The organism is Bradyrhizobium arachidis, assembly GCF_024758505.1.
Taxonomy (GTDB): Bacteria; Pseudomonadota; Alphaproteobacteria; order Rhizobiales; family Xanthobacteraceae; genus Bradyrhizobium; species Bradyrhizobium manausense_C.
The window spans coordinates 4,133,602-4,146,243 of the sequence record NZ_CP077970.1 but is presented as its reverse complement, the minus strand read 5'-3'; the positions used below and the strand labels follow the sequence as shown (position 1 = coordinate 4,146,243).

Below are 12,642 nucleotides of genomic sequence, written 5' to 3'. Positions count from 1 at the left end.
CCGGCAGGGCCCGCCGGGTCCGGAACAAGCAGACATATCATGACCGAACCATGCGACCTGTCCGCGGTCGCGGCACGCGCACTGATCGGCCAACGCAAGCTCTCGCCCGTCGAACTGACGGACAGTTGCATCCGCCGCATCGAGGCGATCGATCCGGCCGTCAATGCGATGGTGGCGCGCTCCTTCGAGACGGCGCGCAACACCGCGCGCGAACACGAGGCCGCCGTGATGCGCGGCGACACGCTTGGCGCCGTGCACGGCCTGCCGCTCGGCGTCAAGGACCTGATCGACGCAAAGGGGTTGCCGACCAGTTTTGGCAGCGTGCTGTTCGCAGGCAACGTCGCGAAGCAGGACGAGGCCATCGTCGCGATGCTCAAGCGCGAAGGTGCGATCGTCATCGGCAAGACGAACGTGCCGGAATGGGGCGCCGGCGGCAATACGCGCAACGCCGTGTATGGCGCGACCGGCAATCCCTTCGATCCTGATCGATCCGCGGCCGGCTCCTCCGGCGGATCGGCCGTTGCGCTCGCAACCGGCATGGTGCCGCTCGCGACCGGATCCGACACCGGCGGCTCGGTGCGCAATCCTGCATCGTTCTGCGGCGTCGTCGGCTTCAGGCCGTCGCCCGGACTGATCGCCAGCAACAGCCGCAACATGGCCTGGTTGCAGATCTCGCAGCTCGGACCGATGGCGAGAACCGTATCGGATGCCTGCCTCATGCTGTCCTGCATGCTGGATCGCGATGGCCGCGATCCGCTGTCGGCGATACTGCATGCCGGCGGCGCGCCGGCGCCAACGCTCTATCGCAATCCGCCGCGCGCCGATCTCTCGGGCCTGCGCATCGCGGCGACCTGTGATTTCGGCTTTGCGCCGACCGAGCGGGCGGTCGCGGCGACCTTCAGAGGCAAGCTCGGCTCGTTCGAATCGGTGTTTCGCAACGTCGAATGGACCCATCCCGATTGCACCGGTGCAGACGAGGTGTTCAGCACCTTGCGTGCCGTCGCCTTCCTCGGCCGCCACCGCGAGCTCGCCGAAAAATTTCCGGACAAGGTCGGGCCCAACATTCGCGACAACGTCGCCGAGGGGCTCGGCTATTCCGCCGCCGACGTCGCGCGTGCACTCTCGATGCAGACCGAGCTCTACCGGCGCTGGCAGACGTTCTACGCCAGCCACGACTTCATCATCGCACCCGCGATCACCATCAGTCCGCGGCCGTGGTCAGAACTCTATCCGGCCGAGATCGACGGCCAGCCGACCAAGAGCTATTTCCACTGGCTCGCGATGGCCTATGCCGTCACCAATGTGGGGCACCCCACGGTCGCGATCCCGGCCGGCCGCGACGGCGCCGGCCTGCCGTTTGGCATCCAGGTGATCGGCCCGCGCGGCGGCGATCTCGCCACGCTCGCGGTGGCGCGCGAGATCGAGGCGGTGCTTGCGGCCAATCCGGACACCGCCCGCCCGCTTCCCGACATCGCCTGGCTCGGCCGCCAGCCGCCGATTGCGGGCAAGCCGGGATTCTTGGCTTTCGATTGAAACGTTCAACCACGGAAGAACGACGCGATGAAAACAACGGCTCTCACGGTGGCGCTCGCATTGATCGGCTCGATCGGCACCCACTCGCTTGCGTCCGCCCAAGCGACCTATCCGGAAAAGTCCCTGCAACTGATCTGCCCGTTCCCGCCGGGCGGCGCCTCCGACGTGGTGGCCCGCATCATCGGCAGCGAGCTGGAAACCCGGCTCGGCAAGCCCGTCATCATCATGAACCGTCCCGGTGGCGGCACCACGATCGCAGCCAAGGAGGTCGCGCGCGCGGCGCCCGACGGGTACACGCTGTTCTTCAGCTCGAACTCGAGCTTCACGCTGCCGGCGGCCGTGAAGGAGAGCGTGCCCTACGACGCGGCCAAAGATTTTGAGCCGCTCGGACAGGTCGGCAAGATCACGCTGGCGCTGGTCACCACCAAGGACAACCCGATCAAGGACGTGCCTGCACTGGTCACTGAAGCAAAGGCCAATCCCGACAAGCTGTCGCTGGCATCCTTCGGCGTCGCGACGGTGTCGCATTTCGCCGGTGAGCTGTTCAAGTCGAACGCCGGCATCAAGATGGTGCACCTGCCCTACAAGGGCAGCGCGCCGGCGATGAACGATCTCATCGGCAAGCACATCCAGTACCATGTCGACACCGTGATCGCCGTGAAGCCGCAGATCGAGGCCGGCACCGTCAAGGTGCTCGCGGTGTTCTCCGGCAAGCGCACGCCGTTCCTGCCCGACGTGCCGACGCTCGCCGAGCTCGGCTATGGCAGCATCGACTTCTCGTCCTGGGGCGCGGTGGTCGCGCCCAAGGGGCTGCCGCCAGCGGTTCGCGACAAGCTGACGGCGACGCTGGAGGAGATCATCAACAGCCCCTCCGTGGTCGAGCGCTTCACCAAGGTCGGCTTCGAGCCCGGCTTTGCACGCTTCGACGACTGGGCCGGCGCGGTGACCAAGGAGACGGCGGAGATGAAGGACATCGCGCAGAAGGCGGGGATCAAGGAGGAGTAGCGGCTAGCCCGCTACGCGATCGTGTTGACGATGCCGCCTTCGGCGCGGAGCGCCGCGCCGTTGGTAGCGGAAGCTTCCTTCGACGCGACATAGACCACCATGTTGGCGATCTCGTCCACGCTCGCAAAGCGTTGCAAGAGAGACGACGGGCGATGCTGCTTGACGAAGTTGGCGGCCGCCTCGTCCACCGACTGACCATTCTGCTTCGCGAGGTCCTTCACAAAGGTCTCGACGCCTTCGGACATCGTCGGTCCCGGCAGCACGGAATTGACGGTGACGCCGGTGCCGCGGGTGAGCTGCGCAAGGCCGCGCGCGACGGAGAGCTGCGCCGTCTTGGTCATGCCGTAGTGGATCATCTCGACGGGGATGTTGAGCCCGGATTCCGAGGAGATGAAGACGATGCGGCCCCAATTGCGCTTCAGCATCCCCGGCAGATAGGCGCGCGACAGCCGGACACCGCTCATGACGTTGACCTCGAAGAAACGGCTCCAGTCCTCGTCCGGAATGTCGACAAAGTTCTTCGGCTCGAAGATGCCGGCATTGTTGATGAGGATATCGACGTCGGGAAGTGCAGCGACCAGCGCCTTGCAGCCGGCCGCGGCCGAGACATCGGCGGCAATGCCGCTGACCTTTGCGCCGGTGCCTTCCAGCTTGCGGACGGCAGCGTCGACCTTGTCCTTGCCGCGGCCATTGATCACGACATCAGCACCCGAGCCTGCAAGGCCTTTGGCAATCGCGTAGCCGATGCCGGCGGTTGAGCCCGTGATCAGCGCGGTCTTTCCGGAAAGGTCGATCTTCATCCGTCATCTCCATTGATGTTGACGGAGATATCGGGCGCCGCACAGCGAGCTGCAATCGCCGCTCACCCAGGCGTGAGCGCCTGTAGGGTGGGCAAAGCGAAGCGTGCCCACCCTACGACCGCACAACAAAAAAGCGGCGCCCGAAGGCGCCGCTTTCATATTCCGTACTACTGAAACGGCTTACGCCGCCTCGGCTTCCTTCGCCTGGGACGGACCGGAGTCCTGGCCCTTGGCATCGACGTCGCGATCGACGAACTCGATCACGGCCATCGCGGCGTTGTCGCCGTAGCGGAAGCCGGCCTTGATGATGCGGGTGTAGCCGCCCTGGCGGTCCTTGTAGCGGGTCGCCAGCGTGTCGAAGAGCTTCTTGACCATGTCGACGTCGCGCAGCTCCGAGATCGCCTGGCGACGGAGCGAGAGGCCGCCCTTCTTGCCGAGGGTGACGAGCTTCTCGACGATCGGCCGCAGCTCCTTGGCCTTGGGCAGCGTGGTGACGATCTGCTCGTGCTTGATCAGCGCGGCCGCCATATTGGCGAACATCGCCTTGCGGTGCTCGGCGGTGCGGTTGAGCTTCCGATGAACCTTGCCGTGACGCATTTTTCGTATTCCTTACTTTGACTGCCGCGACGGTTCGTCGGACATGTTGCTCAGGTGGGCTGCCTGCGTTCGCCCATAGTGTCATTCCGGACGGCGCGAAGCGGCGATCCGGAATCTCGAGATTCCGGGTTCGGCTCTGCGAGCCGCCCCGGAATGACGAAATGCTCAGTAATGATCCTCGAAGCGCTTGGCGAGCTCGTCGATGTTCTCCGGCGGCCAGCCCGGCACTTCCATGCCGAGGTGCAGACCCATCTGGGCCAGCACTTCCTTGATCTCGTTCAGCGACTTGCGGCCGAAGTTCGGGGTGCGGAGCATTTCCGCTTCGCTCTTCTGCACGAGGTCGCCGATGTAGACGATGTTGTCGTTCTTCAAGCAGTTGGCCGAACGCACCGACAACTCGAGTTCGTCCACCTTCTTGAGGAAGGCCGGATTGAAGGCGAGATCCGGAATGATCTCCTGCGCGACTTCCTTGCGCGGCTCTTCGAAGTTGACGAACACGTTGAGCTGATCCTGCAGGATGCGGGCGGCGTAAGCCACCGAGTCATCCGGCGTGATCGCGCCGTTGGTCTCGATCGTCATGGTCAGCTTGTCGTAGTCGAGGATCTGGCCCTCGCGGGTGTTCTCGACCTTGTAGGAGACCTTGCGGACCGGCGAGTACAGGCTGTCGACCGGGATCAGGCCGATCGGCGCGTCCTCGGGACGGTTACGCTCGGCGGGCACGTAGCCCTTGCCGGTCGAGACCGTGAACTCCATGCGGATCTCGGCGCCCTCGTCGAGGGTGCAGATCTGCAGGTCCGGATTGAGCACGACGACGTCGCCGACGGTCTGGATGTCGCCGGCGGTGACCACGCCCGGGCCCTGCTTCTTCACGACCATGCGCTTGGGGCCTTCGCCCTGCATCTTGATCGAGATGTCCTTGATGTTGAGCACGATGTCGGTGACGTCCTCACGGACGCCAGCGATCGAGGAGAACTCGTGCAGCACGCCGTCGATGTGCACCGACTGCACGGCCGCGCCCTGGAGCGAGGACAGCAGGATGCGGCGCAGCGCGTTGCCGAGCGTCTGGCCGAAGCCGCGCTCGAGCGGCTCGGCGACGATGGTCGCAAAACGGGCCGGGTCGCTGCCGGGGGACACCTGGAGCTTGTTCGGCCGAATCAGTTCTTGCCAATTTTTCTGGATCGTCACTGTTTCACCCATACAGGCCAGTCAATTTGAGGCATCAAATACTGGCGTTGGAGAAAGGCCGCAGATCATTCCCGCGGCTTCTAAAAAGTCATTGCGGGCGACCATAGCGCCCGCAACGTCGCATCAAACGCGGCGGCGCTTGCGCGGCCGGCAACCATTGTGCGGGATCGTGGTCACGTCGCGGATCGAGGTGACGGTGAAGCCCGCAGCCTGCAGCGCGCGGAGCGCCGACTCGCGGCCCGAACCGGGACCGGCGACTTCGACTTCCAGCGTGCGCATGCCATGCTCTTGCGCCTTCTTGGAAACGTCCTCCGCAGCGACCTGCGCTGCATACGGGGTCGACTTGCGCGATCCCTTGAAACCCATGGTGCCCGCCGACGACCAGGCGATCGTGTTGCCCTGCGCGTCGGTGATGGTGATCGTCGTGTTGTTGAACGACGAGTTCACGTGCGCAACGCCGGAGGCGATGTTCTTGCGCTCACGACGGCGAACGCGGGTGGCTTCCTTGCCCATTGATGACCTTTCCTGTGATCTCAAGCGCCGCCGTAATGCCAGCGGCTACACCTGTGGAACGAAAGGCGCGTGGCGAACCGAGGATCCCTCTATCGCCACACGCCATACTTGAATTGCGAAAACTTACTTCTTCTTGCCGGCAATCGCCTTGGCCGGACCCTTGCGCGTGCGCGCATTGGTGTGGGTGCGCTGGCCGCGCACCGGCAAACCGCGACGATGACGCAGGCCGCGATAGCAGCCGAGGTCCATCAGACGCTTGATGTTGATGCCGACTTCACGACGCAGGTCGCCCTCGACGAGGAAGTCGCGGTCGATGACTTCGCGGATCTGGAGCACTTCAGCGTCGGTCAACTGGCTGACGCGGCGATCCTCGGGGATCTTCACCTTCTCGATGATATCGGCGGCGATCTTCGGGCCGATGCCATGAATGTACTGGAGCGCGATCAGGACGCGCTTGTTGGTCGGAATATTTACGCCGGCAATACGGGCCACGGCCTTCTCTCCTGTTGCCGATCCTCGTCAGGATCGGGCTTTAAGTGCTTGTTGTCTCGGGCAGGTGTTCACAAACGCGAACACGACGCCCACCCCCGGTCTTCCTGGGGCCCGGCATCGTCTGAAACTATCCGACTTGGATGCGGGGCTTATTAAGGGATTCCCGGGGGTTTCGTCAACCGCTGCTAGCGCTTAGCTCGCTTTTTCGTGACCTTTTTTGGGGCCTTTTTGGCACCCTTTTTCGCGGTCTTCTTGGCGGTCTTCTTGGCCGCCTGTTTGGCGGCCTTCTTCACCGCCTTCTTGCCAGCCTTTTTGGCGACCTTCTTGGTGGGCTTGGCGGCCTTCTGGGCGCCCTTCGCGGCCTTTTTGGCTGACTTTTTGGCCGTTTTCGTCGTCTTGGAGGCCTTTTTAGCCCCCTTCTTGGCGGGAGTGGCCTTGGTGGCGCTCTGGGCCGCACTCTTGGCGTGCGTCTTGGGCTCGACTGCCCCCAGGGCAAGCAGAAGCCGGTGGACGGCGCGGGTGACCTCGTCGATGGCCATCATGCCGTCGACGGTCGAGAGCTTCCGCCGCTCGGAATAGTAGTGAATCAGCGGTTCCGTCTGGCTGCGGTAGCTGGCGAGGCGCTTGGTCAGCACCTCCGGGGTGTCGTCGAGCCTCACTTCCTCGCCGCGCTCGCGCATCTGGGCGACGCGGGTCTCCACGCGACTGAGCAGCGCACTCTCATTGACGCGCAGCTCGACCACCGCATCGAGCTTGAGGTGCTTGTGCCGGAGCAACTCGTCCAGCGCCTCGGCCTGCGGCACGGTGCGCGGGAAGCCGTCCAGGATAAAACCCTTCTTCGCGTCAGGCTGGTCGATCCGGTCGGAGATGATTCCGACCACGACGTCGTCGGGCACCAGCCCGCCGCCCGCCATGATCTCCTTGGCCTTGAGCCCGACCGGTGTGCCGGCCGCAACGGCTGCGCGAAGCATCTCACCGGTCGAAAGCTGGACAATGCCGTAGCGCTGCACGAGCAGTTGCGCCTGGGTCCCCTTGCCCGACCCCGGCGGTCCCAGAAGTATAATTCTCATCGGCGTTCGCCCCCCGGATTGGTGAGCGATAGGTCGCGCACCTGATTTAAGAGATCAAGAATAGTGCAAACCACAATCAGCACCGCACCACCATTGATCACCATACTATACGGCAGTCCGATCCCGTAAGGCTCGAAGATCTCCGGAATCAGCTGCAGCGCCGTCAGGTAGACGGCTCCGACGACCGTCGTCAATGACACCACGCGATCGAGGTAATCGGCTGTCGCCTCGCCGGGCGCGACACCGGGAATTGCGCCGCCCTGCTTGGCCAGCGATTCGGCCGTGTGCTCGGGATCCACGACATAAGAGGTGTAGATGAAGGCGAGCACGAAGACCGCGACCGATCCGATGATCACGTGGCCAAGCGAGCCAAGCTGAAGCTGCTTATAGGCGGCGGCGATCCACAGCGCATCGGCACCAAAGATGTAGGTCAGAAAGGCCAGCGGCAGAAACAAGAACCAGGGCGCCACGGTGGTCGGCACCAGATAGCCGGCGCTGTTGATCTTGATCGGCAGAACCGCCGATCGCGCCGGCAAGGTGCGCTCGCCGACCTTGCGCTCGGCGAATTCGACACGGACGTTCCGCCGCGCGCCTTCAACGAAGACGACCAGGGCGACGAGCACGATCCAGAAGACGGCATGGGTCAGCGCAAGATTGCCGGATATTTGGCCGCTCCGCAGGAGTTCGAGGATACCTGCAACGTCGCCCGGAACGTGAACGAGAATGCTGACACTCAGCACCAGGGCAAGACCATTGCCGATTCCGTGGCGGGTAATCAGCTCGCTGAGCCAGACCAGCAAGAACACGCCGCCGACCATCGAAGCGGTCGCGGACAGCACGAACCAATCGTCGGGAACGGGAACGACGTTCGGGATCGTCGTAAGCGTGGAAGCGATGCCGTAGGCCTGGAAAGACGCGATCACCAGCGTCAGGATCAGGGTGTAACGGGCGATCCTGCGCCGACCACGCTCGCCCGACCTCTCGAGCGAGCTCAGCCTCCCCCACACCATCGCGATCAGTTGGACGATGATCGCCGCGCTCAGATAGGGAACGAGATGGAGGGCAACGATGGACAGGCGGGTTATCGCACCAGCCACCAATGGGCTGCCCGTCAGCCAATCACCCGGGCGAAGCCCCGGGAGCAGGACGTGAGCGCCGAGCCTGAAAAGAAGCAGCGCGCCAATCGTGACAGCGATCCGGCGCGCAAGCTCCTTCGTCATCTACGGCGGCCCCTCAGCTTCGACTTCCTGATCAGCCCTTCATATTGATGGGCCAGCAGATAACCCTGAACCTGCGCCACCGTATCCATGGTGACACTCACCACGATCAGAAGCGACGTGCCGCCAAAATAGAACGGCACCGAGGCGTAGGAAATCAGGATTTCCGGGATCAAGCAGACGATCGCGAGGTAGATCGCGCCAACCACGGTGATACGCGACAGCACGTAGTCGATGTACTCGGCGGTGCGCTCGCCGGGGCGGATGCCCGGAATGAAGCCGCCGTGCTTCTTGAGATTGTCGGCGGTCTCGGTCGGGTTGAAGACGATCGCGGTGTAGAAGAACGCAAAGAACACGATCAGCGCGAGATACATGAACAGGAACAGCGGCCGGCCATGCCCGAGCTGGGTGGTGAGCCACTGGAACCATTCCGGTCCCTTGCCCGCGTTGAAGTTCGCGACCGTGGTCGGCAGCAAGAGCAGCGAGGACGCGAAGATCGGCGGGATCACACCCGAGGTGTTGAGCTTGAGCGGCAGATGCGAGGACTGGCCTTCGAACATCTTGTTGCCGACCTGGCGCTTCGGATACTGGATCAGCAGGCGGCGCTGCGCGCGCTCCACGAAAACGATGAACGCGATCACGGCAACCGCCATGATGATGACGACCAGGATCAGGCCGGTCGACATTGCGCCCTGACGGCCGAGCTCGAGCATGTTGGCGAGCGCCGAGGGCAGCTCGGCGACGATGCCGGACAGGATGATCAGCGAGATACCGTTGCCGATGCCGCGCGAGGTGACCTGCTCGCCGAGCCACATCAGGAACATGGTGCCGCCGGTCAGCGTGATCGCGGTGGACAGGCGGAAGAACATGCCGGGGTCGCTGACGACATTGCCGGCGCCTTCGAGACCGACGGCAATGCCGTAGGACTGGAAGGCTGCCAGAATCACCGTCAGGTAGCGGGTGTACTGGTTCAGCGTCTTGCGGCCCGCCTCGCCTTCCTTCTTCAGCGCCTCGAGCTGCGGCGAGACCGTGGTCAGGAGCTGGATGATGATCGAGGCCGAGATGTACGGCATGATGTTCAGCGCGAAGATCGCCATGCGGTGGATGCCGCCGCCGGCGAACATGTTGAACATGCCGAGGATGCCGCCCGCCTGGGAGCGGAAAACCTGCTCCCAGATGTTGGGGTCGATGCCCGGCAGCGGGATGTAGGTGCCGAGCCGATAAACGAGCAGCGCACCCAGGGTGAACCAGATGCGCTTCTTCAGTTCGTCGGCCTTGGCCAGCGCGCCGAAATTGAGGTTGGCTGCCAGTTGTTCCGCTGCTGAGACCATATTGGGCTTTCTCCCGCCGCCTTCTGCGCCGTCATGCCCGCGACGATCTGGACACTCGGCGGACGCCGGACATTATCTGGTGCTCGGCTTCGATAAGTCCATCGTCAAGCACGCGAAAAGGCCCGCAGGGTGCGGGCCAATGACGCAGTTGTTACGCCGCCTCGCCTTCGTCCTTGGGGGCTGCGAGGATCTTCACCGAGCCGCCGGCCTTCTCGACCGCTGCGATCGCGGACTTCGTGGCGCCGTGCACCTCGATGTTGAGCTTGGTCTTGAGCTCGCCGCGGCCGAGCAGCCGCACGCCAGCCTTGGAGCGGCGGAGCACACCGGCCTTCACCAGCGCCTCGGCGTTCACGACGCTCTTGGTGTCGAGCTTCTTGGCATCGACGGCGTCCTGGAGCCGGTCGAGATTGATCTCGGCGAACTCGACGCGGAAGATGTTGTTGAAGCCACGCTTCGGCAGACGGCGATGCATCGGCATCTGGCCGCCTTCAAAGCCCTTGATGCGCACGCCCGAACGCGCGGTCTGGCCCTTGCCGCCGCGGCCGGACTGCTTGCCCTTGCCGGAACCGATGCCGCGGCCGACGCGCATGCGCTTCTTGCGCGAACCGGGATTGTCGGCGATCTCGCTGAGCTTCATCGCCCTTCTCCTTGTGTCTTGCGCATGATCTGGTCCGAAAACCGGTAGCCGGTCTTCGGCGTCATGCGCCCTGTCTTACTTCTCGTCGACGATGCGGACGAGATGGTGAACTTTTTCGATCATGCCGCGGACCGCCGGAGTGTCCGGCAGTTCGGCGACGCGGCCGATCTTGTTGAGCTTGAGCCCGATCAGGGTCGAGCGCTGCGAGTGATGGCGGCGGATCGCGCTGCCGGTCTGCTCGACCTTGATCGTCTTTGCGGCCTTGGCCATCGTGTTAACTCCGAAAAGCTTTCGTTAGTCGGCAGCCGCCTCGGCATCGCCGCCGACACGGCGGGACTGCAGAGTGGACACCTTGATGTTGCGGCGCGCAGCGACCGAACGCGGCGAGTCCTGGTGCTTGAGCGCGTCGAAGGTCGCACGCACCATGTTGTACGGGTTCGACGAGCCGATCGACTTCGCAACCACGTCCTGGACGCCGAGCGTCTCGAACACGGCGCGCATCGGGCCGCCGGCGATGATGCCGGTACCGGCCGGAGCGGCACGCAGGTAGACACGGCCCGCGCCGTGACGGCCGGCGATGTCGTGATGCAGCGTGCGGCCCTCGCGCAGCGACACGCGGGTCAGGTTGCGCTTGGCGGACTCGGTGGCCTTGCGGATCGCCTCAGGCACTTCGCGGGCCTTGCCGTGACCGAAGCCGGCGCGGCCCTTCTGATCGCCGATCACGACCAGCGCTGCGAAACCGAAGCGCTTGCCGCCCTTGACGACCTTGGCCACGCGGTTGATGTGGACGAGCTTGTCGACGAACTCGCTGTCGCGCTCCTCGCGCTCCCTGCTCCGTTCGCGTCCGCCGCGTTGATCGCGTCCACCGCGTTGCTCGCGTTCAGCTGCCATGGTTTTTCCAATCCTTCAGAGGCTTACGCCTCAATCCTCAAATTCTGTTAGAAGCTCAGCCCGCTCTCACGTGCCGCGTCAGCAAGAGCCTTGACGCGCCCGTGATAGAGGTAGCTACCGCGATCGAACACGACTTCCTTGACACCCTTCTGCGCAGCGCGCTCGGCCAGCAACTTGCCGACCGCCTTCGCGGCGTCGATGTCGGCGCCGGTCTTGCCGCCGTCGCGCATCGCCTTCTCGAGCGAGGAGGCCGACGCCAGCGTCTCGCCCTTCAGGTCGTCGATGACCTGGGCGTAGATGTGCTTGGACGAGCGGAACACGGACAGGCGCGGACGGCCGCCGGCGGAGCGGCGCAGCTTCAGCCGCACACTCCGCTTGCGCCGGGCATTCGTAACCTTGGCTTTCGACATGACCGGCTCCGTTACTTCTTCTTGCCTTCCTTGCGGAAGATGAATTCGTCGGCGTACTTCACGCCCTTGCCCTTGTAGGGCTCCGGCGGACGGTAGGCGCGGATCTCCGCGGCAACCTGGCCGACGCGCTGGACGTCGCTGCCCGAGATGTTGATCTCGGTCGGCTTCGGCACGGTAATCGTGATGCCCTCCGGGATCGTATAGACCACGTCGTGGCTGTAGCCGAGCGCGAGCTGCAGGTTCTTGCCCTGCATCGCGGCGCGGTAACCGACGCCGGTGATTTCGAGCTTCTTCTCAAAACCCTTGGTGACGCCCTCGACGAGGTTCGCGACCTGGGCGCGTGCGGTGCCGTACAGCGCCCGCGCGCGATTGGTCTCGAGCCGGGGCTTGACCTTGACCTGGCCGCTCTCAAGCTTCACCTCGACGTCGTCATGGACGACGAACTGAAGCTGGCCCTTCGGCCCCTTCATCTTGACGGTCTGCCCATCGACGGTCGCGGTAACGCCCGACGGAACCGCCACAGGCCTTTTGCCAACACGTGACATGGATCAAAAATCCTTCTCAGAACACCGTGAAGAGGACTTCGCCGCCCACATTCGCGTCGCGCGCGTCGTGGTCGGCCATGATCCCCTTCGGCGTCGACAACACCGAAATGCCGAGTCCGTTATTGACCCGCGGCAGGTTCTTCACCGAGGCGTAGACACGACGCCCGGGCTTGGAGACCCGCTCGATCTCGCGGATGACGGGCTCGCCGTCGAAATACTTCAGCTCGATCTCGATCTCGCTGCGGCCGGAGGTGTGCTCGACCGTGGCGTAGCCGCGGATGTAGCCTTCGTTCTTCAGCACATCGAGCACGTTCTGGCGCATCTTGGAGCCAGGCGTGGAGACCTTGGTCTTGGCACGCATCTGCGCGTTGCGGATACGGGTGATCAGATCGCTGATTGGATCGTGCGTAGACATC

Annotated in this window: 16 protein-coding genes; 2 read left to right on the top strand and 14 right to left on the bottom strand. The window is 64.0% G+C overall.

Annotated elements, in window-relative coordinates; all coding sequences use genetic code 11:
- Window positions 1–39 precede the first annotated feature (39 nt).
- Together KUF59_RS18925 and KUF59_RS18920 are read left to right on the top strand one after the other, a co-directional pair.
- Entirely contained in the window at window positions 40–1,533 is a 1,494-nt protein-coding gene (locus tag KUF59_RS18925; RefSeq protein ID WP_258769848.1) for an amidase, read from the top strand.
- Window positions 1,534–1,560: 27 nt separating this feature from the next.
- Complete coding sequence (locus KUF59_RS18920; RefSeq protein WP_258769847.1) at window positions 1,561–2,538, top strand: Bug family tripartite tricarboxylate transporter substrate binding protein; 978 nt, start codon at window positions 1,561–1,563, stop codon at window positions 2,536–2,538.
- Window positions 2,539–2,549: 11 nt separating this feature from the next.
- On the opposite strand, the gene KUF59_RS18915 is transcribed toward KUF59_RS18920, so the two are convergent.
- The 14 genes from KUF59_RS18915 to rpsH form a co-directional block, all read right to left on the bottom strand.
- On the bottom strand, window positions 2,550–3,338 hold the full coding sequence (locus KUF59_RS18915; RefSeq protein ID WP_212460209.1) for an SDR family NAD(P)-dependent oxidoreductase: 789 nt from the start codon (window positions 3,336–3,338) through the stop codon (window positions 2,550–2,552).
- A 180-nt stretch (window positions 3,339–3,518) separates the two neighbouring features.
- Complete coding sequence (gene rplQ / locus KUF59_RS18910) at window positions 3,519–3,935, bottom strand: 50S ribosomal protein L17 (protein ID WP_212403728.1); 417 nt, start codon at window positions 3,933–3,935, stop codon at window positions 3,519–3,521.
- Between the two features lie 165 nt (window positions 3,936–4,100).
- A complete protein-coding gene (locus tag KUF59_RS18905) occupies window positions 4,101–5,132 on the bottom strand; it encodes a DNA-directed RNA polymerase subunit alpha (RefSeq protein ID WP_212456563.1) in 1,032 nt (343 codons plus the stop codon).
- A 111-nt stretch (window positions 5,133–5,243) separates the two neighbouring features.
- Window positions 5,244–5,633: a 30S ribosomal protein S11 gene (gene rpsK, locus KUF59_RS18900; RefSeq protein ID WP_007603045.1), complete on the bottom strand. Its 390-nt coding sequence runs from the start codon at window positions 5,631–5,633 to the stop codon at window positions 5,244–5,246.
- Window positions 5,634–5,756: 123 nt separating this feature from the next.
- Window positions 5,757–6,125 carry a 30S ribosomal protein S13 gene (gene rpsM, locus KUF59_RS18895; RefSeq protein WP_212456564.1) on the bottom strand — a complete coding sequence of 123 codons (369 nt, stop codon included), beginning with the start codon at window positions 6,123–6,125 and terminating at the stop codon, window positions 5,757–5,759.
- Window positions 6,126–6,310: 185 nt separating this feature from the next.
- Complete coding sequence (locus tag KUF59_RS18890) at window positions 6,311–7,195, bottom strand: adenylate kinase (protein ID WP_212456565.1); 885 nt, start codon at window positions 7,193–7,195, stop codon at window positions 6,311–6,313.
- Complete coding sequence (locus tag KUF59_RS18885) at window positions 7,192–8,415, bottom strand: preprotein translocase subunit SecY (protein WP_212456566.1); 1,224 nt, start codon at window positions 8,413–8,415, stop codon at window positions 7,192–7,194. The genes KUF59_RS18890 and KUF59_RS18885 overlap by 4 nt, the downstream gene beginning before the upstream one ends.
- On the bottom strand, window positions 8,412–9,743 hold the full coding sequence (gene secY / locus KUF59_RS18880) for a preprotein translocase subunit SecY (RefSeq protein WP_212456567.1): 1,332 nt from the start codon (window positions 9,741–9,743) through the stop codon (window positions 8,412–8,414). The genes KUF59_RS18885 and secY overlap by 4 nt, the downstream gene beginning before the upstream one ends.
- Before the next feature lie 151 nt (window positions 9,744–9,894).
- Window positions 9,895–10,380 carry a 50S ribosomal protein L15 gene (gene rplO / locus KUF59_RS18875; RefSeq protein ID WP_212456568.1) on the bottom strand — a complete coding sequence of 162 codons (486 nt, stop codon included), beginning with the start codon at window positions 10,378–10,380 and terminating at the stop codon, window positions 9,895–9,897.
- A gap of 75 nt (window positions 10,381–10,455) precedes the next feature.
- A complete protein-coding gene (gene rpmD / locus KUF59_RS18870) occupies window positions 10,456–10,650 on the bottom strand; it encodes a 50S ribosomal protein L30 (RefSeq protein ID WP_212456569.1) in 195 nt (64 codons plus the stop codon).
- Window positions 10,651–10,674: 24 nt separating this feature from the next.
- Window positions 10,675–11,271 carry a 30S ribosomal protein S5 gene (gene rpsE / locus KUF59_RS18865; protein WP_212456570.1) on the bottom strand — a complete coding sequence of 199 codons (597 nt, stop codon included), beginning with the start codon at window positions 11,269–11,271 and terminating at the stop codon, window positions 10,675–10,677.
- Between the two features lie 47 nt (window positions 11,272–11,318).
- Window positions 11,319–11,681, bottom strand: coding sequence for a 50S ribosomal protein L18 (gene rplR, locus KUF59_RS18860; protein WP_212456571.1), 363 nt, complete (start codon window positions 11,679–11,681; stop codon window positions 11,319–11,321).
- 11 nt (window positions 11,682–11,692) lie between these two features.
- Window positions 11,693–12,226: a 50S ribosomal protein L6 gene (rplF, locus tag KUF59_RS18855; RefSeq protein WP_212456572.1), complete on the bottom strand. Its 534-nt coding sequence runs from the start codon at window positions 12,224–12,226 to the stop codon at window positions 11,693–11,695.
- Window positions 12,227–12,242: 16 nt separating this feature from the next.
- The gene (rpsH, locus tag KUF59_RS18850; RefSeq protein ID WP_140982244.1) at window positions 12,243–12,641 is read right to left on the bottom strand and encodes a 30S ribosomal protein S8; all 399 of its coding nucleotides are present in this window, start codon (window positions 12,639–12,641) and stop codon (window positions 12,243–12,245) included.
- Window position 12,642 lies beyond the last annotated feature (1 nt).